The sequence below is a fragment of the Nitratireductor sp. PBL-C9 genome (assembly GCF_050877045.1).
GTDB lineage: Bacteria > Pseudomonadota > Alphaproteobacteria > Rhizobiales > Rhizobiaceae > Nitratireductor > Nitratireductor aquimarinus.
The window spans coordinates 154,988-179,498 of record NZ_JBPAXW010000002.1; the positions used below are offsets into that span (position 1 = coordinate 154,988).

The 24,511-nt window shown below is 63.3% G+C and carries 29 protein-coding genes; 15 read left to right on the plus strand and 14 right to left on the minus strand.

Annotated features, from left to right (window positions below; translation table 11 throughout):
• The first annotated feature begins 46 nt into the window (after positions 1-46).
• Positions 47-1,264, plus strand: a complete 1,218-nt coding sequence (locus ACRTG1_RS04685) for a penicillin-binding protein activator (protein WP_206544435.1) — start codon at positions 47-49, stop codon at positions 1,262-1,264.
• 24 nt (positions 1,265-1,288) lie between these two features.
• Here ACRTG1_RS04685 and ACRTG1_RS04690 read toward each other — a convergent pair whose 3' ends face one another.
• The 5 genes from ACRTG1_RS04690 to rph form a co-directional block, all read right to left on the minus strand.
• Complete coding sequence (locus ACRTG1_RS04690; RefSeq protein WP_432515822.1) at positions 1,289-1,927, minus strand: glutathione S-transferase family protein; 639 nt, start codon at positions 1,925-1,927, stop codon at positions 1,289-1,291.
• Between the two features lie 129 nt (positions 1,928-2,056).
• Positions 2,057-3,223 carry a radical SAM family heme chaperone HemW gene (hemW, locus tag ACRTG1_RS04695; RefSeq protein ID WP_113153917.1) on the minus strand — a complete coding sequence of 389 codons (1,167 nt, stop codon included), beginning with the start codon at positions 3,221-3,223 and terminating at the stop codon, positions 2,057-2,059.
• A complete protein-coding gene (rdgB, locus tag ACRTG1_RS04700) occupies positions 3,220-3,867 on the minus strand; it encodes an RdgB/HAM1 family non-canonical purine NTP pyrophosphatase (RefSeq protein ID WP_297564213.1) in 648 nt (215 codons plus the stop codon). The genes hemW and rdgB overlap by 4 nt, the downstream gene beginning before the upstream one ends.
• Entirely contained in the window at positions 3,864-4,277 is a 414-nt protein-coding gene (locus ACRTG1_RS04705; protein ID WP_206544439.1) for a VOC family protein, read from the minus strand. The genes rdgB and ACRTG1_RS04705 overlap by 4 nt, the downstream gene beginning before the upstream one ends.
• 144 nt (positions 4,278-4,421) lie before the next feature.
• Positions 4,422-5,138 (minus strand): ribonuclease PH, encoded by a 717-nt coding sequence (gene rph / locus ACRTG1_RS04710; protein WP_113153919.1) that lies wholly within the window; start codon positions 5,136-5,138, stop codon positions 4,422-4,424.
• A 164-nt stretch (positions 5,139-5,302) separates the two neighbouring features.
• On the opposite strand from rph, the gene hrcA reads away from it, so the two are divergent.
• The 3 genes from hrcA (at position 5,303) to ACRTG1_RS04725 (ending at position 7,951) form a co-directional block, all read left to right on the plus strand.
• Entirely contained in the window at positions 5,303-6,388 is a 1,086-nt protein-coding gene (hrcA, locus tag ACRTG1_RS04715) for a heat-inducible transcriptional repressor HrcA (protein ID WP_113153920.1), read from the plus strand.
• A 121-nt stretch (positions 6,389-6,509) separates the two neighbouring features.
• Positions 6,510-7,169: a nucleotide exchange factor GrpE gene (gene grpE / locus ACRTG1_RS04720; RefSeq protein WP_206544440.1), complete on the plus strand. Its 660-nt coding sequence runs from the start codon at positions 6,510-6,512 to the stop codon at positions 7,167-7,169.
• A gap of 149 nt (positions 7,170-7,318) precedes the next feature.
• A complete protein-coding gene (locus ACRTG1_RS04725; RefSeq protein ID WP_317088977.1) occupies positions 7,319-7,951 on the plus strand; it encodes a trimeric intracellular cation channel family protein in 633 nt (210 codons plus the stop codon).
• Positions 7,952-7,956: 5 nt separating this feature from the next.
• On the opposite strand, the gene ACRTG1_RS04730 is transcribed toward ACRTG1_RS04725, so the two are convergent.
• A complete protein-coding gene (locus tag ACRTG1_RS04730) occupies positions 7,957-8,949 on the minus strand; it encodes an adenosine kinase (protein WP_206544441.1) in 993 nt (330 codons plus the stop codon).
• A 169-nt stretch (positions 8,950-9,118) separates the two neighbouring features.
• On the opposite strand from ACRTG1_RS04730, the gene ACRTG1_RS04735 reads away from it, so the two are divergent.
• On the plus strand, positions 9,119-9,853 hold the full coding sequence (locus tag ACRTG1_RS04735) for a sulfate transporter family protein (RefSeq protein ID WP_206548725.1): 735 nt from the start codon (positions 9,119-9,121) through the stop codon (positions 9,851-9,853).
• A 30-nt stretch (positions 9,854-9,883) separates the two neighbouring features.
• Here the strand turns inward: ACRTG1_RS04735 and nth are convergent, their stop codons facing one another.
• The gene (gene nth / locus ACRTG1_RS04740; RefSeq protein ID WP_432515823.1) at positions 9,884-10,624 is read right to left on the minus strand and encodes an endonuclease III; all 741 of its coding nucleotides are present in this window, start codon (positions 10,622-10,624) and stop codon (positions 9,884-9,886) included.
• Between the two features lie 21 nt (positions 10,625-10,645).
• Between nth and ACRTG1_RS04745 the strand changes: the two genes are divergently transcribed.
• The 3 genes from ACRTG1_RS04745 to ACRTG1_RS04755 all read left to right on the plus strand — a co-directional run bounded on the left by ACRTG1_RS04745 (position 10,646) and on the right by ACRTG1_RS04755 (position 13,137).
• Entirely contained in the window at positions 10,646-11,131 is a 486-nt protein-coding gene (locus ACRTG1_RS04745) for a DUF2244 domain-containing protein (RefSeq protein WP_206544444.1), read from the plus strand.
• 108 nt (positions 11,132-11,239) lie between these two features.
• Positions 11,240-12,133, plus strand: a complete 894-nt coding sequence (locus tag ACRTG1_RS04750; RefSeq protein ID WP_206544445.1) for a methylated-DNA--[protein]-cysteine S-methyltransferase — start codon at positions 11,240-11,242, stop codon at positions 12,131-12,133.
• Positions 12,134-12,240: 107 nt separating this feature from the next.
• Complete coding sequence (locus ACRTG1_RS04755; protein WP_113153927.1) at positions 12,241-13,137, plus strand: ribokinase; 897 nt, start codon at positions 12,241-12,243, stop codon at positions 13,135-13,137.
• A 41-nt stretch (positions 13,138-13,178) separates the two neighbouring features.
• Here ACRTG1_RS04755 and ACRTG1_RS04760 read toward each other — a convergent pair whose 3' ends face one another.
• Complete coding sequence (locus ACRTG1_RS04760; protein WP_432515824.1) at positions 13,179-14,120, minus strand: nucleoside hydrolase; 942 nt, start codon at positions 14,118-14,120, stop codon at positions 13,179-13,181.
• A 114-nt stretch (positions 14,121-14,234) separates the two neighbouring features.
• Between ACRTG1_RS04760 and ACRTG1_RS04765 the strand changes: the two genes are divergently transcribed.
• The 3 genes from ACRTG1_RS04765 (at position 14,235) to ACRTG1_RS04775 (ending at position 16,281) form a co-directional block, all read left to right on the plus strand.
• On the plus strand, positions 14,235-14,660 hold the full coding sequence (locus tag ACRTG1_RS04765; protein ID WP_113153929.1) for an Hsp20 family protein: 426 nt from the start codon (positions 14,235-14,237) through the stop codon (positions 14,658-14,660).
• Between the two features lie 108 nt (positions 14,661-14,768).
• Positions 14,769-15,026, plus strand: a complete 258-nt coding sequence (locus ACRTG1_RS04770; protein ID WP_113153930.1) for a DUF1150 family protein — start codon at positions 14,769-14,771, stop codon at positions 15,024-15,026.
• Between the two features lie 199 nt (positions 15,027-15,225).
• Positions 15,226-16,281, plus strand: a complete 1,056-nt coding sequence (locus ACRTG1_RS04775; protein ID WP_432515825.1) for a C45 family autoproteolytic acyltransferase/hydolase — start codon at positions 15,226-15,228, stop codon at positions 16,279-16,281.
• A 54-nt stretch (positions 16,282-16,335) separates the two neighbouring features.
• On the opposite strand, the gene ptsN is transcribed toward ACRTG1_RS04775, so the two are convergent.
• The 6 genes from ptsN to lptC all read right to left on the minus strand — a co-directional run bounded on the left by ptsN (position 16,336) and on the right by lptC (position 21,371).
• Positions 16,336-16,800, minus strand: a complete 465-nt coding sequence (gene ptsN / locus ACRTG1_RS04780) for a PTS IIA-like nitrogen regulatory protein PtsN (RefSeq protein ID WP_113153932.1) — start codon at positions 16,798-16,800, stop codon at positions 16,336-16,338.
• Between the two features lie 71 nt (positions 16,801-16,871).
• Positions 16,872-17,447 (minus strand): ribosome hibernation-promoting factor, HPF/YfiA family, encoded by a 576-nt coding sequence (gene hpf, locus ACRTG1_RS04785; protein WP_113153933.1) that lies wholly within the window; start codon positions 17,445-17,447, stop codon positions 16,872-16,874.
• Between the two features lie 224 nt (positions 17,448-17,671).
• Entirely contained in the window at positions 17,672-19,165 is a 1,494-nt protein-coding gene (gene rpoN, locus ACRTG1_RS04790; protein WP_432515826.1) for an RNA polymerase factor sigma-54, read from the minus strand.
• A 102-nt stretch (positions 19,166-19,267) separates the two neighbouring features.
• Positions 19,268-20,050 (minus strand): LPS export ABC transporter ATP-binding protein, encoded by a 783-nt coding sequence (gene lptB / locus ACRTG1_RS04795; protein ID WP_224873525.1) that lies wholly within the window; start codon positions 20,048-20,050, stop codon positions 19,268-19,270.
• Between the two features lie 27 nt (positions 20,051-20,077).
• Positions 20,078-20,635 carry an LptA/OstA family protein gene (locus ACRTG1_RS04800; RefSeq protein WP_113153936.1) on the minus strand — a complete coding sequence of 186 codons (558 nt, stop codon included), beginning with the start codon at positions 20,633-20,635 and terminating at the stop codon, positions 20,078-20,080.
• A gap of 34 nt (positions 20,636-20,669) precedes the next feature.
• Positions 20,670-21,371, minus strand: coding sequence for an LPS export ABC transporter periplasmic protein LptC (gene lptC, locus ACRTG1_RS04805; RefSeq protein ID WP_206544451.1), 702 nt, complete (start codon positions 21,369-21,371; stop codon positions 20,670-20,672).
• 403 nt (positions 21,372-21,774) lie between these two features.
• On the opposite strand from lptC, the gene sppA reads away from it, so the two are divergent.
• From sppA to ACRTG1_RS04825, 4 genes are all read left to right on the plus strand, one after another.
• The gene (gene sppA, locus ACRTG1_RS04810) at positions 21,775-22,737 is read left to right on the plus strand and encodes a signal peptide peptidase SppA (RefSeq protein ID WP_206544452.1); all 963 of its coding nucleotides are present in this window, start codon (positions 21,775-21,777) and stop codon (positions 22,735-22,737) included.
• Between the two features lie 77 nt (positions 22,738-22,814).
• Positions 22,815-23,105, plus strand: a complete 291-nt coding sequence (locus ACRTG1_RS04815; protein ID WP_113153939.1) for an integration host factor subunit beta — start codon at positions 22,815-22,817, stop codon at positions 23,103-23,105.
• 61 nt (positions 23,106-23,166) lie between these two features.
• A complete protein-coding gene (locus ACRTG1_RS04820) occupies positions 23,167-23,490 on the plus strand; it encodes a LapA family protein (RefSeq protein ID WP_113153940.1) in 324 nt (107 codons plus the stop codon).
• Between the two features lie 24 nt (positions 23,491-23,514).
• On the plus strand, positions 23,515-24,477 hold the full coding sequence (locus ACRTG1_RS04825; protein WP_206548719.1) for an ornithine cyclodeaminase family protein: 963 nt from the start codon (positions 23,515-23,517) through the stop codon (positions 24,475-24,477).
• Positions 24,478-24,511 lie beyond the last annotated feature (34 nt).

A 24,511-nucleotide genomic window follows, 5' to 3' on the forward strand; every position in this document is an offset into this window, starting at 1 on the left:
CATGAGGGTTGCAAAGTCGCGCGCTCAATTTGGGACGGATGCGGTAATGAAGTTATGGACAATGCCCGGTCGCAGGGCCGGGTTTCTCACGGGCGCGCTTGCAGCGCTTCTGGCGCTTGGCGGCTGCATGGGCAGCGATGTGCCTTACGGCGTGCCGCAGACGAATGGCCAGAGCGGCTTCAACCAGCCCTTCGCGGACAATGCCCCGCGTCAGCCGGCCACGGGCGAGGTGATCGGCTCGGGCGATACGCGGGTGGCGCTTCTCCTGCCGCTGACGGGTGAGGGCAACGCAAGCCGCATCGCCGCCGAACTCAAGAACGCGGCCCTGCTGGCGATGGATGACAGCGGCATGCAGACGCTGGAACTTGTCGTCAAGGACACGGGCGGCACGACCGAAGGCGCGACCGCCGCCGCCACGCAGGCGCTGACGGAAGGCGCGTCTGCCGTTCTGGGGCCGCTCTTCTCGGCCAATGTTCGCGCTGCAACACCGGCGTTGCAGGCAACGCAGACGCCGATGATCGCATTCTCGTCGGACCGCGCGGCTGCTTCGCCGGGCGTCTACCTCAACTCATTCCTGCCGCAGGGCGTCGTGAACCGCACGCTCACCTATGCCGCCGGTCAGGGCGTGCGCTCCGTTGTGGCGATCCTGCCGGAAGGGGCGGCGGGCGACCTCGCCGAGGCCGAGGCGCGGCGCACCATGCAGCAAACCGGCGGTGAGCTGACGGCGGTGGCGCGCTACGCCTATGACAACATGTCCGTCTATGAAGCCGTGCAGAGTGTGGCTGATGCCGTGCGGGCCGCCGATGCGGTGTTCATTCCCGATGGCGGCAGCAGCCCGGCGACCATCGTCACTACCATGACGGAAACCGGCATCGACGTTTCCAACAAGAAGATCCTGGGAACCGGGCAGTGGACGAGCGCCAACCTCGCCGATCCCGCGCTTCAGGGCGCGTGGTTCGCCGATACCGATCAGGCGCGCGTCAACACCTACAAGCAGCGCTATCAGGCGCGCTTCGGGGCCGAGCCCTCGCTCACATCGGCGCTCGCCTATGACACGGTCGTTCTGGTGGCCAACATTGCAAAGGGCGGCGGCGGCGTTCAGCGCCATGCGCTTGAAACGCCGGTCGGCTTCAATGGCTATACCGGGCTGTTCCGCTTCAATGGCGATGGCACGACCGAGCGCGGCTATGCGGTCTACGAGGTGCGTGAGGGCCGTCCGCAGGTCATTGATGCCGCGCCAACCCGGTTCGGCGGGGCTTTCTAGACCGTCCTTTGATCGAGCGTCGGCTCAGTCTGCTGCGGCGAAATGCGCGATCTGGTCGGCATGCGCCTTCGCAAAGGCCGGGCGGGCAGTGGCGCGGGCGACATAGTCGCGGCAGGCCGGACAGGCCGCCAGCCCGTCGAAACGGTCGACCAGCCGCAGCACATCGGCCATGGCGATATCCGCGATGGAAAAGCTGTCTCCGAGCCATTCGCGGTCAGCCAGAACGCTCTCCATGTGCTTCAGGCGGGCGTTCAGGAAGTCGTTGAGGGGCTTCCAGCCGGGCGTGTCGCCGGCAAGGCCGTGAAACTGAAAGATCGTCCAGGGCAGGCTTGCCGCCTCGACCGAGTTCAGCGCTGCAAACAGCCAGGCGATGGTCTCACTGCGGCCCTTGTCATCCGTGGGCATCAGGGCATCGCTCTTTTCGCCCAGATGCAGCAGGATCGCGCCGCTTTCGAAGATCGAGGTGTCGCCATCCGTCAGCCACGGCACCTGCCCGAAGGGCTGGTGCGAGAAGTGCCCGGGCTGCCGGTCGCTGAACGCCGCGCTTTCCACGCGGTAAGGCAGGCCGGCCTCTTCCAGAGCCCATCTTATCCTCAGGTCGCGCACATAGCCGCGCGGCAGCTCGGGCACCCAGTCGAACGTCGTCAGCGTCAGCTCTGCCATCAATCGTCTCCTCTTCCCAGGCCCCGAGCTATAGCGGGCCACCGGCGAGGCAACAAGGCGACGAGGGACACAGGCGCATTCGCTCCTGCCATATGCTGCAATCGGTTTGTGAGAACCGGGAACGCCGGCCTATTCGCGCGCCAGATCGGCCACGACCGCATCCAGCACGATCATGCCCTGCGGGGTGGCGCGCAGGCGGGTGTTGCCGATGGGCTCGACCAGTCCCTCTTCCTGCAACACGGCAATGCGGCTGTTTGAAAGCGCGCGACCGGAAAGCGCCTCGTAGCGCGGCAGGTCGATGCCCTCGACAAGGCGCAGGCCCATCAGCAGGAACTCGTCGGCTTCTTCGTCATGCGTCAGCACCTCGCCGCCGATCACGCCATGGCCCTTGGTCTCCACCCGCTCCAGCCAGGTTTCCGGCATCTTCTCGGTGAAGGTCACATGGCGGCGGCCATTCTCGATGAAACGGCCATGGGCGCCGGGGCCGACGCCGACATATTCGCCATAGCGCCAGTAAACGAGGTTGTGGCGGCTTTCCGCGCCGGGGCGGGCGTGGTTGGAAATCTCATAGGCCGGCAGGCCGTGCGCCGCCGTCACCTCCTGCGTGATCTCGTAGAGCCGCGCGGCGTGGTCGCCATCGGGCATGTCGAGCTTGCCGGCGGCGTGCAGAAGCTGGAAGCGCGTGCCTTCCTCGATGGTGAGCTGGTAAAGCGACAGGTGGTCGGCGGCGTGGCCGATGGCCTGTCTGAGCTCTTCGGCCCAGGCTTCCTCGCTCTGGCCGGGACGCGCGTAGATCAGGTCGAAGGAAAGGCGCGGGAAGGTCTCGCGGGCAAGGCCGATGGCCTTCAGCGCCTCTTCCACATTGTGCAGACGGCCGAGAAACTTGAGATCCCGGTCGTTGAGCGCCTGCACGCCGAGCGAAACCCGGTTGACGCCGGCAGCGCGATAGCCGCGAAAACGGTCGGCCTCGACGGAGCTTGGATTGGCCTCCAGCGTCACCTCAATGCCGTCTGGAACATTCCAGTTGGCGGCGACCGCGTCGAGCAGAGCGCCGACCGTACGCGGCTCCATCAGCGAGGGCGTGCCCCCGCCCAGAAAGATACTGGTGACGGTGCGCGGCCCGGTGCGGGCGCGCATGGTGGCAAGCTCGCGCTCAAAGGCGGCGGCAAAGCGCTCCTGATCCACCGGCTGGTGGCGCACATGGCTGTTGAAGTCGCAATAAGGGCATTTGGCCGCGCAGAACGGCCAATGCAGATAGATGCCGAAGCCCGGCGTCCTATCGAGCGGGGTGATCACGCGGCGCCCAGCCTTGCCCGGGCGAACTTCTGGAACGCGCGGGCGCGGTGGGAGAGGGCGTGCTCGTCGCCGGGCTTCCAGCCGTGCTTCTCCTCGGCCGTCATCTCGCCGAAGGTGACTTCATAGCCCTCGGGCTGGAACACCGGATCATAGCCGAACCCGTCCGTGCCGCGCGGCGGCCAGACCAGATGGCCTTCGGCTTCACCGCGGTAGTATTCGGTCTCGCCATCGGGAAAGCACAGGCAAAGCGTCGCCACGAAGCGGCCGGTGCGCTTTTCCGGCGTGTCCGCGCCAGCCTCGGAAAGCAGTTTCTGTGTCTTCTCCATGGCCATCATGAAGTCGCGACTGCCGTCATCCTTCGTCGCCCAGTCGGCGGTGTAGACGCCGGGTGCGCCGTCCAGCGCATCCACGCAGAGACCGGAATCGTCCGACAGCGCCGGCAGGCCGGTGGCCTCGGCGGCGGCAAGCGCCTTGATGCGGGCGTTCTCTTCAAACGTCGTGCCGGTTTCTTCCGGCTCGGGCAGGCCAAGCTCGGCAGCCGAGCGCACCGTGTAGCCGAACGGGGCCAAAAGGTCTGAAAACTCGCGAAGCTTGCCCTTGTTATGGCTGGCGAGCACGAAGGTCTTGTTGTCGATCGGTCTCAAGTCAGTCCCCAGATGCGCGGTTCGGCGAATTCGAGCGAATTGCCGGAAGGATCGCGGAAATAGATCGAGCGACCGCCACCCGGCCATTCGAAATCCGCTTCGATTGCGATGCCGGCCGCTTCGAGATGCGCCTTCCAGCGGGCAATCTCTTCGGCAGTTGCGGCAAAACAGAGGTGGCCCTGTCCGCGCGCGCCGTGCGGCGGCACGGGAAGCCGGGCGTCGGCTGCGGGCGGTTCGGCGGTAGCCGCCGGGTTGAACAGCAGCAGTACGGTCTGCCCGCAGCGAAAGAACACATGTCTGCCCTCGACCCTGGCAATCCGCTCCAGCCCGAGCGCCTCGCCATAGAAGCGCTCGGCTTCGGCAAGGTCACTTACATAGAGCGCGGCTTCCAGTATGGCCGGGGGTTGCATGGCTCGGTTACGACCCTTTCGGGATCAGAGCATCGGACCGAAAGTGGAAACCGGTTTTCGGTCTATTCCGATGCTCCATCTAATGTTCAGATCGTCCTTTGTGCGTCCGAATGGGACGCACGGCGATCCAGCTCAGGAGCCAGCTCAGGAGATTGCCATCTTCTGCATGTCCACGAGCTTGGTGATACCCTTGCGGGCAAGTCCCATCAAGGCTGCGAACTCGTCCTCGGAGAAGGGCTCGCCTTCAGCCGTGCCCTGAATCTCCACGATGCCGCCCTTGCCGGTCATCACGAAGTTGGCGTCGGTCTCGGCAGCCGAATCCTCGGGATAGTCGAGGTCGAGAACGGGCGTTCCGTTGTAGATGCCGCAGGAAATGGCGGCCACATGGTCCTTGAGGACCTTGTCGCGGCTGACCATCTGGCGTGCTTCCATCCACGAAAGGCAGTCCGAAAGGGCGATGAAACCGCCGGTGATGGCTGCCGTGCGGGTGCCGCCATCGGCCTGGATCACGTCGCAGTCGACGGTGATCTGCTTTTCGCCAAGCGCCTGCAGGTCGACGACCGAGCGCAGCGAGCGGCCGATCAGGCGCTGGATCTCGAGCGTGCGGCCGCCCTGCTTGCCGGAAGAGGCCTCGCGGCGCATGCGGTCGCCGGTGGAGCGCGGCAGCATGCCGTATTCCGCCGTCACCCAGCCCTGGCCGGAATTGCGCAGCCATGGCGGCACGCGCTCTTCGAGGCTGGCCGTGCACAGCACATGGGTGTCGCCGAAGCGCACCAGACACGACCCCTCAGCGTGCTTGGAAAAGCCCCGCTCGAAGCTGACAGCACGCATTTCATCGGGTTCGCGTTTGGAAGGGCGCATGGGCGGTTCTCTCCAGTGTCATTTGGTGTTGGCGGCTTGTAGCTTCGCGGGTGCGTCAACGCAAAGGAAATCCGGAAACGACTGGAAATCCAGCTGTGCGCGCACCTTCATGACTGTTGTCATCCATGGGATGCCGCTTATATTCGACATATCAGAGGCCGCGAATGACGAAACCAGTCTTGGACAGAGATTTTCACGAACACGCACTGCAATCGCTGGATTCCCGCTCCCGCGAGATTTTCCGCGTCATCGTGGAATCCTACCTGAGAGACGGCGACCCGCTGGGTTCGCGCAGCCTTTCGCGCATCCTCTCCACGCAGCTTTCGCCGGCCACCATCCGCAACGTGATGAGCGACCTGGAGCATCTGGGCCTCATTTACGCGCCGCATGTTTCTGCCGGCCGCATGCCCACGCAGCAGGGGTTACGCTTCTTCGTCGACGCCTTCATGGAAATCGGCGACCTGTCGGACAATGAGCGCCGCATCATCGAAACGCAGGTCAAGGCGTCGAGCAGCGGTCATTCGCTCGATCACATGCTGACGGAGGCGAGCCAGCTTCTGTCCGGCCTTTCGCGCGGTGCGGGACTGGTGCTCGCCACAAAGTCGGAAGCAGCGCTCAAGCACATCGAATTCGTGCAGCTTGAGCCGCGCAAGGGGCTTGCCGTGCTCGTCTCGCAGAATGGCGACGTGGAAAACCGCGTCATCGATCTGCCGGAAGGCGTCACCATCTCGCAGTTGCATGAGGCGTCCAACTTCCTCAATGCGCATATCCGTGGCCGCACGCTCGCCGAAACGCGGACCGAGCTGTCGCGCCTGCAGGAAGAAACACGCGCCGCGCTCGACACGCTCTCGCAGGAGCTGGTGGAGCAGGGGCTCGCCGTGTGGGCGGGGACCGAAAGCGGCCAGCCGGCGCGGCTGATCGTGCGTGGCCGGGCAAATCTTCTGGAAAACCTGACGGCGGAGGCCGATCTGGAGCTTCTGCGCCGGCTGTTCGAAGATCTGGAGACCAAGGAAGGTCTCATCCAGCTTCTCGACATGGCCGAGGAAGGGTCGGGCGTGCGCATCTTCATCGGTTCGGAGAACCGGCTCTTCTCGCTTTCCGGCTCGTCGCTTGTGGTTGCGCCCTATCGCGATCAGGAATCGCGCGTGATTGGCGCGCTGGGCGTCATCGGCCCCACGCGGCTCAACTATGCCCGCATCGTGCCGATGGTCGACTATACGGCCCAGATCGTGGGGCGCCTTCTGCGCTAGCGGATTAAGTCACACCGGAAGCCAGTACGCGAATGCATCAGCCCACCCCTTGATTTTGCCCGCACGAACCTCGATATCGGACGCAATATCCGAACAATTCTAGAACCATAGACGGACTGTCATGACCAATCAGGCTAAGGACAACGAAGCAACCAGACCCGGAACGGCCGAGGAGCAGGACCTGAAGGCGTCCGAAGCGCACGCCGGCGGCGAGGCGGTTTCGGAAGAAGACGTCCTGGTGCGGCTGGCCAGGGAAAACGAGGAGCTGAAGGAACGTGCCCTTCGCCTCGCGGCCGAAATGGAAAACCTGCGCAAGCGCACCGCACGCGACGTCGCCGAAGCGCGCAGCTATTCGATCGCCGGCTTCGCCCGCGACATGCTGACGGTTTCCGACAATCTGCGCCGTGCGCTCGAAGCGGTGCCGGCGGAAGCCCGTGCGGCTGCCGAGAGCGGACTTGCCTCGCTGATGGAAGGCGTCGAGATGACGGAGCGCTCCATGCTCTCCACTCTGGAGCGCCATGGCGTGAAGCAGCTCGACCCGAAGGGTGAGCGTTTCGACCCGCATTTCCATCAGGCAATGTTCGAGGTGCCGGACCCGACAACCCCTGAAAACACCGTCGTTCAGGTGGTGCAGCAGGGCTTCGTGATCGGCGAGCGCGTTCTGCGCCCGGCCATGGTCGGCGTCGCCAAGGGCGGCCCGAAGGCCGGCGCGGTACAGAATGGCGAGAATGCTTCGGCAGAGCCCGGTCCGCCCAATCCGCAGGCCGAACGCGACGCGTAAGGCGTGATTTGTTCATCGCCGCGGGGCATCGCGCGCCCGCGGCGACAGACCTCTCCTGCACCTCTTTCCGGGCGCAAAAACCGCTTTGTAGCGGGGCTTGCTTCCTATTCATCCGCCCTTCGGCTATCCAGAGTGCCGGGGAGGGCCAGATGGATCCTATTCAGCTTCTTGATTATGCGGGTGTTGCGGTGTTTGCCGCCACAGGCGCGCTTGCGGCCTCACGCAAGGAACTCGACCTTATCGGGTTCATGTTCCTGGCCGGTGTGACGGGCACAGGCGGCGGCACGCTGCGCGATCTCGTTCTGGGCGTTCCGGTCTTCTGGGTCGAAAACCACATCTACATCGTCGTCTGCGCCGTCGTGGCGCTGCTCGTCTTCTTTGGCGCGCCGCTGGTGGAATATCGCTATCGGCTGCTTCTGTGGCTCGATGCCGCCGGCCTTGCCGCCTATTCGGTGCTGGGCGCGGCCAAGGGGCTTGAAGCGTCCGGTTCGGCCATCGTGGCGGTGGTGACGGGCATGCTCACCGCAACATTCGGCGGCGTGCTGCGCGATGTGCTGGCGGGCGAACCGTCGGTTCTCATGCGTCCGGAAGTCTATGTCTCTGCCGCGCTGGTCGGAGCCAGCGTGTTCACCGTGGCCGATCTGGCAGGTATGCAGGGCGCTGTGGCGGCCCTGATCGCCGTCACCGCCGCTTTTCTGGTGCGCGGCGGTGCACTCAAATTCGGCTGGACGATCCCGCGCTATCGTTCGCGGCCGGGCCGTCCGCCGGAAGAGCTAGAGTAGTGCCCCTAGATCAGGCCAGCCTGTTCGGCCTCGTAGCGCAGGTCTTTCTGCGGGCGCGGGCCATACTGCTGGATGACCAGACCGGCGGCGAATGAGCCCAGCCGGCCGCAATCGGCGAGGCTGCGCCCGTTCGTGTAGCCGTAGAGAAAGCCTGCCGCATAGAGATCGCCTGCGCCGGTGGTATCCACCAGCTCGTCGATGGCAATGGCGTCGACCGGGATCGTCTCATCCCTGGTGACGATGATCGAGCCCTTCTCGGAGCGGGTCACGATCGCCATGCTAGTGTCTCTGCGGATTTCTTCCAGTGCACTGTCGAAGGACGCGGTCTGGTAAAGCGACAGAAGCTCGTGCTCATTGGCGAAAACGATGTTCACGCGGCCTGAACGCATCAGTTCCAGAAACTCGTCGCGGTAGCGGTCGACGCAGAACGGGTCGGACAGCGACATGGCCACTTCACGGCCTGCGGCATGGGCCGCGTCGGCGGTCATGCGGATCGCTTCCTTGGCGCGCGGCGGGTCCCACAGATAGCCCTCGAAATAGGTGACCTTGGAGCCGCTGGCCTTTTTCTCTTCCACGTCTTCCGGGCCAAGCTCCACGCAGGCGCCCAGATAGGTGTTCATGGAACGCTCGCCATCCGGGGTGACGAAGATCATGGAGCGGGCTGTCGGCGGATGCCCGTCGAGCGGCTTGGTGTCAAAGGCGACGCCCAGCGCGCGAATGTCGTGCGCGAAGATCTTGCCGAGTGCATCGTCGGAGACCTTGCCGAAATAGGCAGCCTTGCCGCCGAAGCCCGCAATGCCGGCCGCCGTGTTGCCGGCGCTGCCGCCGGAAGCCTCGATGGCCTGTCCCATGCGGTCATAGAGCAGGGTGGCGCGGTCGACATCGATGAGGTTCATCGCGCCGCGGATGATGTTGTTGTCTTCCAGAAACGCTTCGTCGCAACGGGCGATAATGTCGACAATGGCGTTGCCGATGCACAGCACGTCATATTCGCTCAAGTTCAGATCTCCAGATATGCAAGGGAAGCGTTGTTGGCTCAAATCTCCGGGCGGTTTAGCGGTTTGACCGGGATTTGCAAGCCATCGGTGCGAACCGTGCGCCTTGCACCGGCCTTGAGCGCACCCTATCTCGAAGCGGCAGACACACCGTGAAAGGCCCTTTACCCGTATGATCCTTGATGCGGCGCGCGCCGCCATAAGCCGTCTTTTCTCCCGTGAGTTCCGCAGCGTGTTCTTCAAGACGCTCGGTCTGACGCTTCTCGTGCTTGTCGGCGTGTGGCTCGGCACAAAGGAACTGTTCGAGTATTTCGCGCTGCCGTGGTTCGATGCGTTCTTCCCGGATATGCCTTCATGGCTGGGCTGGCTGAGCTTCGTCGCGGCGATTGCGGCGGGGCTCGGTCTTGCGGCCGGGCTTGCGCTTCTCATCGCGCCGGTGACCGCCGTGATCGCCGGTCTCTTCCTCGACGATGTGGCCGAGGTGGTGGAGAAGGAAGACTATCCGCAGGACCCGCCCGGCAAGGCGCTGCCGCTTGGCGCGGCCATAGCCACATCCATCAAGTTTTTCGGCGTCGTCATTCTCGGCAACATCATCGCGCTCCTGCTGCTTCTGGTGCCGGGCGTGAACATTCTCGCCTTCTTCCTCGTCAACGGCTATCTGCTGGGGCGTGAATTCTTCGAATTCGCCGCCATGCGCTTCCGCAGCGAGGCGGATGCAAAGGCGCTGCGCCGCCGCCATGCGGGCACCATCTTCCTTGCCGGTCTGGTGATCGCGGGCTTCCTGGCCGTGCCGATCCTCAACCTGCTGACGCCGCTGTTTGCGGCCGCCATGATGGTGCACCTGCACAAGCTGATTTCGCAGGAAGACGCGGCAAGAACCGCGCGCGGGGTGGAGTTGCGCGGCTAGAGCGCTTCCGCTTCTTCTGGAATTGCTGGATCAGGCCTGCGGAGCCAGCTCCACCAGCGGGGCGGGGATTTCGTTCGTCTTCTCCGCCGACTTGCAGATATCGGCGATCACGCAGGCCACGCAGTCGGGCTTGCGCGCCTTGCAGACATAGCGCCCGTGCAGGATCAGCCAGTGATGGGCGTGGCGCATGAACTCCGCCGGAATGATCTTCACCAGCGTGTCTTCGATCTGCTCGGGCGTCTTGCCCGGCGCAAGCCCGATCCGGTTGCCGATGCGCAGGATATGCGTGTCGACGGCCATGGTGGGCTGCCCGAACGACATGTTGAGAACCACATTGGCCGTCTTGCGCCCGACGCCCGGCAGGGTGACCAGCGCCTCGCGATTGTCGGGCACCTGTGACCCGTGATCGCGGATCAGCGCCTCGCTCAGCGCGATGACGTTCTTCGCCTTGTTGCGCCACAGGCCGATGGTGCGGATGTATTCGCCCACCTGTTCCTCGCCGAGCGCCAGCATTTTCTCCGGCGTGTCGGCCACCTTGAAGAGATCGCGCGTCGCCTTGTTCACGCCGGCGTCGGTTGCCTGTGCCGACAGGACCACCGCCACCAGAAGCGTGAAGGCGTTGACATGCTCCAGCTCGCCCTTCGGCTCCGGGCGCTGCACCGAGAAACGGCGGAAGATCTCGTGGATCTCCTCTGGCGTGTAAACGGTCCTGCGGCGACGGGTGCGGCTCGGCTTGCGGGGTGCTGCAATTTTCTTCTTGGGCTTTTCCATGTGCCTTCTATAATCGGGATCATGGCTGAAACAAACACCGCAGACGCACCTGTTTTTCAGGCGTTGCTCACGCCTTATCGCTCGCTGAGCGGGCGCGGGTTTGCCGTTCTTATGGGCCTTCTCCTGCTTGTGTGGCTGACCATCGGCGCGGTCTTCCTGCGGATCGGCGCATGGCCGGTGTTCGGCTTTTTCGGGCTCGACATTCTGGCCATCTATGTGGCGTTTCGGGTGAACTACCGCGCCGCGCGGGTGCGCGAGGAAGTGCGCCTGTCGCGCACCAGTCTCGACATTCGCAAAGTGCCGCCCTCCGGCAAGGCGGAGGAGCATCATTTCAACCCGTTCTGGACGCGGTTCCGCATCGACCGTCACGACGAGATCGGCATCACCGACATGGCGGTGGAAATGCGTGGCGAGCGGGTCGAACTGGGCAGCTTTCTGAACCCCGACGACCGTGAAAGCTTCGCGACCGCATTCGGGCAGGCGCTGGCCACCGCGAAGGGGCGCTGAGCTTTGCAGGAAACGGGTGGTGCGGATGCGCTGAAACCGTCATTGTCGGCTTCGATGGAGATTTGACGAGGCGCGGCGCGACAGCGGCCAGCGCCGGGAATGGACGCCATGAACATGCAGACCGCGCTTTTGCAACGCGATGTAACCCCGGAGGGCAGCGATTACGAGATCGTGCGCCGGGTCATCGAAAAGATCAGCCTCGATTATCGCGACCAGCCCTCGCTGGAGGAAATCGCGCAGGAGGTGGGCGACACGCCGACCGGCCTGCAAAAACTCTTCACGCGCTGGGCGGGGCTATCGCCCAAGGCGTTCCTGCAGGCGGTGACGCTGGATCACGCGCGGCGGCTTCTCGATTCCGGCATGCCGCTGCTTGATGCAGCCCTTGAACTGGGCATGTCGGGGCCGGGCCGTCTGCACGATCTGTTCGTGACCCATGAGGCGATTTCACCCGGCGAATACAAGGCGCGCGGGGCAGGGCTCACCATGCGCTACGGGTTTCACATTTCGCCCTTCGGTCAGGCCCTGATCATGGTCACGGAACGCGGCCTCGCGGGCCTTGCCTTCTGCGATGCGGGCGAGGAGCGTGCGGCGTTCGAGGACATGGCCTCGCGTTGGCCCAATGCCGATTATGTGGAAGACATGGCCGCCACCGCGCCCTATGCGGCGCGCGTGTTCGAGCCGTCGCGCTGGCGTGCCGACGAGCCGCTGCGCGTGGTGCTGATCGGAACCGATTTTCAGGTGCGGGTCTGGGACGCGCTTCTCAAGATTCCGATGGGTCGCGCCTGCGCCTATTCCGACATTGCCGGCACCATCGGCAAGCCCAGCGCCTCGCGCGCGGTTGGCGCAGCGGTTGGCGCCAACCCGGTTTCCTTCGTGGTGCCGTGCCATCGCGCCGTCGGCAAGTCGGGTGCGCTCACGGGCTATCACTGGGGCCTCACGCGCAAGCGCGCCATCCTTGGCTGGGAAGCGGGGCAGCTCTCGCAGGACAGCCAGCCGGCCTGACCCCGCAAAGACGTCTCTTGAGTGCGCATCGGAACAACCGAAAAACCGGATTCCACTTTTCGGCCCGATGCTCTACTTTCCGGCGCGAATAAGCGCGGGAGACAGTCTTGATCGTCATTATCGGTTCCATCAACCTCGACCTGATCGCCACGGTGCATCGGCTGCCGAAGCCCGGCGAAACGGTGCCCGGCGACACATTCGTCACTGCGCCGGGCGGCAAGGGAGCGAACCAGGCGCTGGCCGCACGGCGGGCCGGAGCGCGCACCCGCATCGTCGGTGCGGTGGGCAATGATCCTTTCGCCGGCGAGGCGCTGGAGCTTCTGGAGACGGCGGGCGTCGATCTCTCCGCCGTGCACAGGGCCGAAAGCGCCACCGGCACGGCCCATATCCTCGTTGACCGGGAAGGCGAGAACACCATCGCCGTCGTTCCGGGCGCCAATGCCGATGTTCTGCCCGGCCATGTGGCGCAGGCCGCACTGGCCGCCGGTGACCATGTGCTTCTGCAGCTTGAAATCCCGATCGAGACCGTTGCGGCCTCCATCGAGGAAGCGCGCAGGGCCGAGGCCATTTCGGTGCTCAACACCGCGCCCTACCGGCCCGAGGCGGCGTCGCTGCTTGCCGATGCGGATTACGTGGTCGCCAATGAGACCGAGTTCGACCTCTACGCCGATGCGCTGGGACTTGAAGGCGCAGACCGGCGCGCGCGCATGGAAGCGTTCGTGGCAAAGACCGGCCGCATCGTCATCGTGACGCTGGGCGGTGAAGGCGCATGGGCTGCAACGCCGGACGGTTTCGTCACCTGCCCGTCGATGAAGATCACGCCTGTCGACACGGTTGGAGCCGGCGACACGTTCTGCGGCTATCTGGCGGCAGGGCTGGCCGAGGGGCTGAAACTGGAAGCCGCATTGCGTCAGGCAGCGGCGGCAGGCGCGCTTGCCTGCCTGAAACCCGGCGCGCAGCCTGCCATTCCGCTGCGCAAGGATGTGGACGCGGCGCTCGCCTGAGCGTTCAGCAGTCAGGTGTTTTCACCTGACTGCAACCCGACCTAAAGCCCCGCAAGCCGCTCCGTCAGGAGCGTGAAGAAGCCGTCATCGTCGATGTCGCGCATCACGAGCGCGTTCTCCGGGCGGTCCGTCACCCGCCACCAGTCGATCACCGTCATGCCCATGGTCAGTTCGGAGCCGGTCTCCACGGTGACATTGCAGCTGCGCCCCGTGAAGAGTTCGGGCTTCAGAAGATAGGCGATGACGCAGGGGTCGTGCAGCGGCCCGCCATCGGTGCCGTATTTCTCTTCATCGAAGCGCTCGAAGAATTCCAGAAGGTCGGCGCATGCCGCGCCGACCTTCGTGTCGAGTGCGCGAATGGCCGCGATGCGGGCGCGCGTGGTCAGCGCCTTGTGGGTCACGTCGAGCGGCATCATCACGACCGGCACGCCCGAGCGCAGCACCACATCGGCCGCATGCGGGTCCACATAGATGTTGAACTCTGCCGTGGGGGTGACATTGCCGCCCTCGAAGAACCCGCCGCCCATCAGCACGATCTCGCGGATGCGCGTGGCGATCCGCGGTTCACGGTTCAGCGCCAGCGCGATGTTGGTGAGGGGGCCAAGCGGGCAGAGCGTGATCTCGCCTTCGCCATGGGCCATCAGCGTGTCGATGATGAAATCGACCGCATGGCCATCCTGAAGCGGCATTTCGGGTTCCGGCAGATCGGGACCGTCAAGGCCGGTGCGGCCATGCACATGCTCCGCTGTCACCAGATCGCGCACCAGCGGGCGGATCGCGCCGGCGAAAACCTTCGTCCCGGGCTTTCCTGCCAGTTCGCAGATCTTGCGCGCGTTCTTCTCCGTCAGCGCCAGCGGCACATTGCCGGCCACGGCGGTGATGCCCAGCACGTCCAGCTCGGGGCTGGCCAGCGCCAGTAACAGGGCAAGAGCGTCGTCCTGACCGGGATCCGTGTCGATAATAATCTTGCGCGCCGCCGTCATGCAGTTGCTCCAAAATGCTTGAAACGCAGGGTTTGAGCGACCATATCAGTTGCAACGGAGAAAATGCCATTCGGGTTTTCTTCTATCCACGTCGCTCTTTGAGGACTGTAATAAATGACGCGTATGACGCCTTTCTCGAATCCGCTCCTTTTAGGGTTCGACAGCATGGAAAAAACGCTCGAGCGCATTGCGAAATCGGGCGATGGCTACCCGCCCTACAATATCGAGCGCATCCGCGCCGAAGGCGGGCAGGGCGTGAGACTCCGCATAACACTGGCCGTAGCGGGCTTCGGTGCGGATGATCTGGACGTCACAACGGAAGAAAACCAGCTCATCATTCGCGGCCGACAGACCGAAGAAGGCGAGCGTGAGTACCTCCATCGCGGCATTGCCGCGCGCCAGTTTCAGCGCATGTTCGTGCTGGCGGAAGGCATGCGGGTGCTGAACGCCGATCTCAAGAACGGCCTCCTGTCCATAGACCTGGACCGACCCGAGCCGGAACGGCTGGTACAAAAAATAAACATTTCCGTGAAAGACTGACATACTGGTCTTATTCGGGAGGAAACCGGGCGGGCTGACCCGTCCCGGAACCTTGGGCTCTTCAGCGGGTTGGTTTCCAGGGGAAACGCCTGCGTTAAGGAGGCTTCGATGACCGAACATGAAAGCAAGATCGCCATTACCCAGCAGCAGCTTGCCCACATCGGCGAGGGTGCAGTGGCCTATATGCGCGAGATGGATGCCGAAGACCTGCAGGGCAAGTTTCCCGGCATGCCTGACCTGAAGCCGGGCACACGGCTCTGGGCGCTTTTCGGCGCAGACGGTCAGCCCATCTTACTGGCAGACGCCCGCGACACAGCGCTCGCAGGCGCGATGCAGAACGATCTGGAGACCGTCAGTCTCCACTGACCGAACACGTTCTGCGCGGAAACAGGCGACGCCGCTTCCGCGCAGATGGAAAGCCACTGTCAAAAGTCACAGTTACGTGACGGATTTCGGTGAGAGATTGCCGGTAGCCGTCTCCTTTTCGTCTTGACAGCCGGGCCGATCTTCCAGGGAATGGCGCAGGCACTTACATCGTGATTGCCGTCAAATCTGGAGGAAGGCCATGCCGGCCAGCAGCAGGACGTTTCCGCTTATTGATGTTTGGGGCAAACCGGAAGAAAGAGGCCGCCAGATCGGTTCGGCCTTGAATGAGCGGATCGCCCGTACGCTTTCTATCTACAAAACCTATTTCGACCGCCCCGAAGGCGAAATCCTCGCGGCGGCAGCGCAGTTCCGCGATGTGATCGCGGCGTTCGATCCGCGCGCCTGCGCCGAGATGGATGGCATCGCCGATGGTGCGGATGTCGATCCTCTCTGGATCGTCGCGCTCAATGCGCGCAGCGAGCTTCTCTCCGCACTCTCAGCGTCCGAATGCACCGTGGTGCAATACACCGGAACGCCCTTTGTGGGGCAGAACTGGGACTGGTCGGAAAAGCTTGAAGAGCTGGTCGTTCTCATTCGCTCGGAAGATGAACGCGGCAAACGCTTTCTGACAATGACCGAGCCCGGCATGCTGGCCAAGGTCGGCCTCAATGATGCGGGCTTCGGCGTGTGCCTGAACTTCCTGCCGACGCCCAAGCCCACGCGCGGCGTGCCTTCCCACATTCTCCTGCGGTCACTTCTCGACGCCGGCTCCTGGGCCGATGTGGAAGAGACGCTTGAGCGGGCAGGGGTGGGGCGCTCGCTCAATCTTCTGGTCGCCGGCAGGGACGGCCGCGCCATCAATATCGAGTATGAGGGCGACGCGGCGCGGCGCATGGAGCCGGGCGGTACGGCGACCACGCACACCAATCACTACGTCACCTGCAAGGCTCCGGTCGATGCCGAGCTTCTGGAGAATTCCACGGCGCGGCTTGAGCGCATCCGTGCGCTGACGGCGCCGGGAACGCCGGCTGATCTCGCCCGGCTAAAAGCCGTGCTTTCCGACAATGCGCATCCCGAACACGCCATCCTGGCCCCGTATCGGGACAGTGACGGGTTTTTGGGGCGCAAGGGCACGATCTGCACGATCGCCATGGATCTGGCCGAGCGGCGCATGCACATCCGCCGGGGCAATGATCCGGCGGGTCCCTTCGTCGAAATTGCGGTCACGCAAAAGGAAACGGCCTTCTCGATGTGAGAAGGCCGTTCCGGCATTTTGCCTGTCGCAGACGATCAGGCTTGTCGCAGACGATCAGGCGGCGTTGGAAGCCGGCGTCTGCGCCAGGAAACTGTGAATGGCGGCAGCATCCTTGGTGCCGCGGATCTTGGCGGTGTTCTCGGCATCGCGCAGCACGCGCGCAATGCGCGACAGCGCCTTGAGATGGTCAGCGCCGGCGCCTTCCGGCGCAAGCAGCAGGAAGACCAGATCGACGGGTTGATCGTCGATGGCTTCGAAGTCGACCGGCGTTTCCAGGCGTGCGAACACGCCGGTGATGCGGTCTATGCCGGGCAGCTTGCCGTGCGGAATGGCGACGCCATTGCCCACACCGGTGGAGCCCAGGCGTTCGCGCTGCAGGATCGTGTCAAAGATCTCGCGCTCCGGCAATCCGGTTACCCCAGCCGCCTTTTCGGCAAGAAGCTGCAAAAGCTGCTTCTTCGAATTGGCCTTCATCGCCGGGATCACCGCTTTCTGGTCGATCAGATCGCTCAGATCCATGTCTTATGCATCCTTTGCTTTGTCTGTCCGCCGGCCATGCTCGATGGCCGGCGCTGACGCTGGCACGGAACTTATGCGCTTGCCACTACCGACGGATCGATCCAGCCGATGTTGCCATCGGCGCGTCGGTAGACAATGTTCACTTCGTTGCTTCCGGCATTGCGGAACACGAAGACGGGATTGTCCTTGGTGTCGAGTTCGATGACGGCGGTAGCCACAGACATGGTCTGCAGGGCCATCTTCGATTCAGCAACCACGGTCGGCGCGTAGTCTTCCGGGACCTCTTCTTCATCTTCGGCCACCGGGGCCATGACGCGATAGGCAATGTCCATCTGATCGACATGCTGGCCGTTGTTGTGGGACTTAAGCCGGCGCTTGTAGCGGCGAAGACGCTTTTCGATGCGCTCTGCGGCAGCATCAAAAGCGGCTTGCGGCTCCTGCGCCTGACCCGTGCCCTGCAACACCATGCCAGTGTCGAGATGGATCATGCAATCGGCGGCAAAACGAGAACCCGACTTTTCTACCGTAACGCGACCAGCAAACCCACCGTCGAAATATTTGTCGACGGCTTCGCCGATGCGTCCCTCGATACGCGAGCGAAACGCTTCGCCGATGTCCATATGTTTTCCGGAAATACGTAAGCTCATCTGAATACAGACCTTTCCTGATCAGACACCGAACGAATCGAGTTTATACGTGTGGCTTGCATGTACAAGGTGCCGCGGCGGATTGTGATCTCGGTCTGCCGCGTTTCCCTTCTTCGTTTGCTGGCACTACGGACAAAAGTCTAAAAGGCTCTCAGGCCTGTGGTCCATGCGGGCGGGCTTCTAGTGTTTTCCGGCGGTCTTGTCAATTCGACCGGGGTTTCGGGTCAGGAGCCGGCCCCTGCCGCCGCCAGCATCTTCTTCTCGCGCCTGCGTTGTACCGAAGAGGGAATATTGAGCGCTTCCCGGTACTTGGCGACGGTGCGGCGGGCTATGTCGATGCCCTCCGAGCGCAGCATATCCACAAGCGCGTCGTCGGAAAGTACGGCGGCCGGTTTCTCCGCGTCGATCAACGCACGGATGCGGTCGCGCACGGATTCTGACGAGTGTGCATCGCCGCCCGACGCCGATGCGAGAGCGGAGGTGAAGAAGTAGCGCAGCTCGAACGTGCCGCGCGGGGTCATCATGTATTTGTTGACCGTGACGCGGCTGACGGTGGACTCGTGCATGCCGATGGCTTCGGCCACCGTGCGTAGATTGAGCGGGCGCAGATGGCTCACGCCGTGGACGAGGAAGGCATCCTGCTGGCGCACGATCTCGGACGCCACCTTCAGTATGGTTCTGGCCCGCTGGTCGAGGCTTCGCGCCAGCCAATTGGCGCTTTGCAGGCATTCGCTCAGGAATTCGCGCTCATTGTCGCGCGCCTGGGGAGAAATCTCCGCGTAATAGGGCTCGTTGACGAGAACGCGCGGAAGGGTCTCCGGGTTCAGCTCCACCGCCCAGCTTCCGTCGCTTGCCGCCCGCACCACGATGTCGGGCACGATCGGATCGGCGGTGCCGCCGGAAAACGCCATGCCCGGCTTGGGATCAAGCATGCGGATCTCGGCCAGCATGTCGGCCAGATCCTCGGCATCCACCCCGCAGAGCCGGCCGAGCGTGCGGAAGTCGCGCTTTGCCAGAAGGTCGAGATTGTCGACCATCGCCTTCATGGCCGGGTCGTAGCGATCCTGCGCAATCAGTTGCAGGGCAAGGCATTCAGCCAGATCGCGCGCGAAAATGCCGGGCGGGTCGAAGGTCTGGCAGGTGGCGAGCACGGCGTCGACCGTTGCGGGCTCCGCGCCGATGCGTTCGGCAATCTCCGCCGTTTCGACAGCCAGATAGCCCGCCTCATCGAGGCCATCGGCCAGTTCATGAGCGATGAGCAATTGCGCCGCGTCTGAAAAGGCGAGCGCGATCTGACCGTTCACATGGTCGCGCAGCGTGGTTGCGGCGGCGGTGGTGCTTTCGAGGTCGAAGGCGCTGCCGCCGGAGCCTTGCAGGCCGTTTCCGCCGGCGGATTTCCACTGGGCCGAGAGGTCGGCGCTGATGCGCTCCTGCGTGCCGGGATCGTCGGGGAACAGGTTTTCGAGCGAAGAATCCAGTTTTTCCGAGATGGATTTTGCCGTGTTTTCGCGTTGTTCCTGCTCGTTTTGCCAGGTTTCGGCGCGTTCTTCCGAATTCTCTTCGCCCCGTTCCAGAAGCGGATTGCGCTCAATCTCGGCGTCGAGAAAATGCTCAAGCTCCACATGCGTCATCTGCAGCAGTTTGATGGACTGCAAAAGCTGCGGCGTCATGACCAGCGATTGTGTCTGACGCAGATGGAGTTTTGGCGCGAGCACCATGAAGTTTTGGCCCCTGTTCGGTGCGGCAACAATGCTGCCGCAGAACGGGATTCAATTGGCCCGACTTTTGCTTGTCAAGCCAGAAAGCAGTGAAGCCGCAGCTTAGAGCGTGAAGCCTTCGCCCAGATAGAGGCGACGCACATCGGCATTGCCGACGATCTCGTTGGGGCGGCCGTGGGTCAGAACCTGACCGGCATGGATGATGTAGGCCCGGTCGATCAGGCCCAGCGTTTCACGCACATTGTGGTCGGTGATGAGCACGCCGATGCCGCGCGCCGTCAGGTGACGCACGAGCTGCTGAATATCGGTCACGGCGATGGGATCGATGCCCGCAAAGGGCTCATCGAGCAGCATGAAGTTGGGCCGGCTGGCAAGCGCGCGCGCAATTTCCAGACGCCGCCGCTCACCGCCCGAAAGGGCGACGGAGGGCGATTTGCGCAGATGGCTGATGTTGAACTCTTCGAGAAGTGCGTCGAGGTTCTTGTCGCGTTCCTTGCGGCTCGGCTCCACCACTTCGAGAATGGCGCGGATGTTCTGCTCGACCGTCAGGCCGCGAAAGATCGAGGCTTCCTGCGGCAGGTAGCCGATGCCAAGCCGGGCGCGGCGATACATGGGCATGCCGGTCACGTCGTGGCCGTCGATGTGGATCGTGCCCTGATCCACCGGCACGAGGCCGGTGACCATGTAGAAACAGGTGGTCTTGCCGGCGCCGTTCGGCCCGAGCAGGCCCACGGCCTCGCCGGCGCGCACGCCGATGGACACACCGCTGACGACCTGGCGGCCCTTATAGGCCTTGGTGAGGCCGCGCGCGATGAGCGTGCCCTTGTATTCGGGAAGCTTGCCGCTCGCAGGATTCTCTGCCGCGGGCTCCTTGGCGGCCCGCATTTTACGCAACTTGGAAATCAACGCGGTTTACTGCCTGTTCTGGGAGCCGGGAGTGAGGAGCATCTTCACGCGGCCGCCGGCCTTCGTGTCCTTGCAGCCATCGAGTTCGGCCTGGCCGTTCTTCATCTGAACCGTGAGACGGCAGCCGACGATAACGTTCTCGCCTTCGGACAGGACCACTTCCTTGCCCGAGAGAACAAGCACTTCGGTCTTCATGTCGAATGTGGCGCTGTCGCCGGTGGCGACCTGGTTTTCCGACTTCACATAGACGTTTCCGTCCACTTCGAGCCGGTCGATATTGGCGCTGCCGGTTGCGGCCGAACCGCCGTCCTGCAAGTAGTAGACCTTCATGCGTCCGGCCTTGAGCAGGGTCGGACCCTGAACGACGGAGACATTGCCGGAGAACACGGCGACATTGTCTTCTTCGCGAACCTCAAGCCGCTCGCTCTCGATCTGAATGGGTTTGTCGCCGGAAAGCTGCAGCCCGGTCAGGCGGCTTTGCGAATCCTGCGCAAGTGCGGCGGACGAAAGTCCGGCCAAAAGAAGCGCGCCCGTGGCGAGCCCTGAGAAGCTTCTGATGCGCATGATGTTCCTTTCCGTTCCCTCTTGTGCCGCAGCCTCAGTTGCGTGCGTCGGCGGTTTCACGGATCCGTGACGGGTCGATTGTAACGCGAACGCGTTTATCGAATACAAACACCTTGCCGCCTTCCTCCGCAGCGAAGGAATCGGCTGCAATCTTCGTCCCGTCAAGTTCGATTTCAACCGGATTCGAGGAGGAGAGGCTGCTTTTTGCGATGTCGATTTCGGCGGAGTCGAGTTTTGCGACAATGCCCGACGTGGTGCGCAGTGCAATTTCGCTGGTGATGTCGAGGCGGTTGTTGCCGCGGTCATAGACGCCGTCGCTTGCCTGAATGGTGGCGAAATTGTCGCCATCGACCGGCACATGGGCGCGAATGCCTTCCAGCTCGATCACATCCTCGCCGCCAAGCTTCTGGCGGGCGCGTTCGGCGGTCATCTTGTAGGGGCGGTCGTCGCTGGTGAAGCCGTTCAGCTCCGGGCTGGACATGACCAGCGAGCCGCCCTCGATGGAGGCGCTGGCCAGATCGATTGCCCCGCGTGTGCCGGAGAACAGGTAGGAATAGCCAACGAAGACCACCGTGATGGCGATTGCAACAGCCGGCAGCACGCGCTTCAAAAGGCGCACGCGCCGGGAGTGACGCGATGCCAGCGCAAAGTCTTCGGCGCCGCGCTCGGTGTTGCGGATCGCGTCGCCGTGACCTCTCCTTGCCGCGCCTGCGGCATTGTCTTTTGGGTTACTCATGTGCTTTGCGCTTTTCCGTGAGCTTGGCGGCCAGTCAACTGGACGCCCGGGTGGACGCCCGGGCATGGCCCTTCCCGGATACAGTCAGCGCCATCCCCCGGAGGGATGCGCATCGAGGAATGCACCTCGCGCCTGACGGCGAAACGATGCCGCCGACCCCTTGGTCAGAACTGCGTAGCCGGAAAGCCTCAGATCCTAAACTTGCCCCTTGCTTCCAAATCTCACCCCAATATGGCTATTTTTGGATTAACGACAATGATTTACGTGCAAGTTTCTTCGTGTTTGCAGCTGTTGCGCGAATTCCCGGCGAAATCTTGTACAAGGCGGTGGTTCCGGGGGCGGCTTTGGACTAAAAGGCGCTGGTTTAGGACGAAATCCCTGTGAAGGTGAAAGCGAGGCTGTCATGTCCAATCGTGCGGATGAACTGATCGATCGTCGGCGTTTGCGGCGCAAGCTCACCTTCTGGCGCATTGCCGCCTTCGTGGTGATCGTGCTGGCAATCGGCTTCGCCACGCAGCGCCTGATGAGCGATGCGGCCGGCGTGTCTTCCAGCCACATTGCGCAGGTGAAAATCTCCGGAACGATCTTCGAGGATGACGAACTGCTGGAGCGGCTCGACCGGATTCGCGAGACGCCGGCGGTCAAGGGCGTCATCCTGACCATCGATTCCCCCGGCGGTACGACGGCTGGCGGTGAAGCCATTTTCGAGGAAATCCGCCTTTTGGCCGCAGAAAAGCCCGTTGTCGCACAGGTGGGGACGCTTGCCGCTTCCGCCGGATACATGATCGCCAGCGCCACGGATCACATCGTTGCACGGCAGTCTTCCATCGTCGGCTCCATCGGCGTCCTGTTCCAGTATCCCGATGTGAGCGGCCTCATGGACAAGCTCGGCGTGAAGCTGGAGGAAATCAAATCCTCGCCGCTCAAGGCCGAGCCTTCTCCTTTCAAGCCGACCAGCGAAGAAGCGCGCGCGATGATCCGCTCAATGATCCTCGACAGCTATGACTGGTTCGTCGATCTGGTGGCAGAGCGCCGCCCGCTGACGCGCGACGAGGTGCTCGAGGTTGCGGACGGCTCGGTCTTTACCGGGCGGCAGGGCGTTGAACTCAGGCTGGTCGATGAACTCGGCGGTGAGCGCGAAGCCAAGGCCTGGCTGGTCACACAGGGGCTGGACGAAGATCTGGACGTGGTGGAGTGGAAGAAGCGCGAAACAACGGGGAACCTGTTCCTGCCGGACCTTGCCTCGCGTTTCCTCGGTGTGCCGGAAGGCGGCGCGGACATCCTGCGCGAGCTGGGCGCGGATCGCATCTTCCTTGACGGTCTGCTGTCGGTCTGGCAACCTGAAAACAGAAGGTTGCCTGACTAAAAAAAGCAAACAAAATCACCATTGTGTCGTAAACGACCGGGCGTTAAACAGGCCATTTCAGCGGCGGAAAAGAATCCATGATCAAATCAGAGCTCGTGCAGACGATCGCCAATCGCAACCCGCATCTCTACCTTCGCGACGTCGAGAACATCGTCAACGCGATCTTCGAAGAGATTTCGGACGCGCTCGCAGAAGGCAATCGCGTGGAGTTAAGGGGCTTCGGCGCGTTCTCGGTGAAAAACCGTCCCGCCCGCACGGGCCGCAACCCGCGCACCGGTGAATCCGTTGAGGTGGAGGAGAAGTGGGTTCCCTTCTTCAAGACCGGCAAAGAGCTGCGCGAGCGCCTCAATGAGGACAAGGACAGCTAGTCCTTCCCCCGGACACTTACTCTTCAGGGGGCACTTACTTTTTAGATAGCAGTGGATTGAAATGGCCAACCGCATCATTCTCGTTCTTGTCCTCGTGCCTCTGGCGGTGATCATCATCGCGCTTGCAGTGGCGAACCGCGCGGCAGTGCCTTTCACCATCGACCCGTTCAATCCGGGCAATCCGGCGCTCACCATCGAGTGGCCGCTGTTCGTTTATCTTTTTGCCGCCCTTGGTTTCGGCATGATTGTCGGCAGTCTCGCCACCTGGCTGCGTCAGGGGCGCTACCGGCGTGATGCGCGCGAGCGCAAGAAGGAAGTCGACAAGCTGCGCCAGGCCCCGCCGGCCAGCCCGAACGCACCGCAGATCCCGCAATCCCCCTCCTGACCCTCCAGCCAGAAGGCCCAGCCAATGCTCTCCATTTCCGCCGACCAGGTCGACGCGTGCCTGGACTATGCCGAACTCGTGCAGACATTGGGCGAAGCCTTCAGGAAGGGCGCCGTTCAGCCGGTGCGTCATCACCACAATATCGAACGGCCTGAAGGCGCGGACAGCACGCTTCTTCTCATGCCGGCATGGAGCGATTTTTCGCGGCTGGCGGGTGACGATTCCGGTTATATCGGCGTGAAGATCGCGGCAGTCTCGCCGGACAACAACGCCATCGGCAAACCGGCGGTGATGGCGGTCTATCTCTTGATGAACGGCACCACGGGCGAACCGCTGGCGCTGATCGACGGCCAGCGCCTGACGGCATGGCGCACCGCATGCGCCTCCGGTCTCGCCGCTTCTTATCTGGCGCGGAAGGATGCCTCGAAGCTGCTGATCGTCGGAGCGGGCGCGCTTTCGCCCATGCTGGCGCGCACCCATTCGGCGATCCGGCCGATTGACGATATCAGGATCTGGAACCGCTCCAGCGAAAATGCCGAGAAGGTTGCCGAGACGCTGCGCGCTGAGGGCATGAACGCCTCCGTGGCCGACGATCTCGATGCCGCAATCGGTGAAGCGGACATCGTGTCGTGTGCAACGCTTTCCACCGTGCCGCTGGTCAAGGGCGCGCTTTTGCAGCCCGGCGTTCATGTGGATCTGGTGGGCGCGTTCACGCCGACCATGCGCGAGAGCGACGACGAGGCGATGCGCCGTGCGTCGGTTTTCGTGGACACGCATGCCGGCGCGACCAAGGAGGCTGGCGACGTCGTTCAGGCGATTGCCGCCGGCGCACTTACGGCGGATGACATCAAGGCGGATTTCTTCGAGCTGACGCGCGGCGAGAAGCCGGGGCGGACGAGCGACGACGAAATCACGCTGTTCAAATCCGTCGGCGCGGCCATCGAAGATCTGGCCGGCGGTATCGCGATCTACGAAAAGCATCGCTGACGGCTTTGTTGCCTGTCCCGCGCGCCTGTGGCAG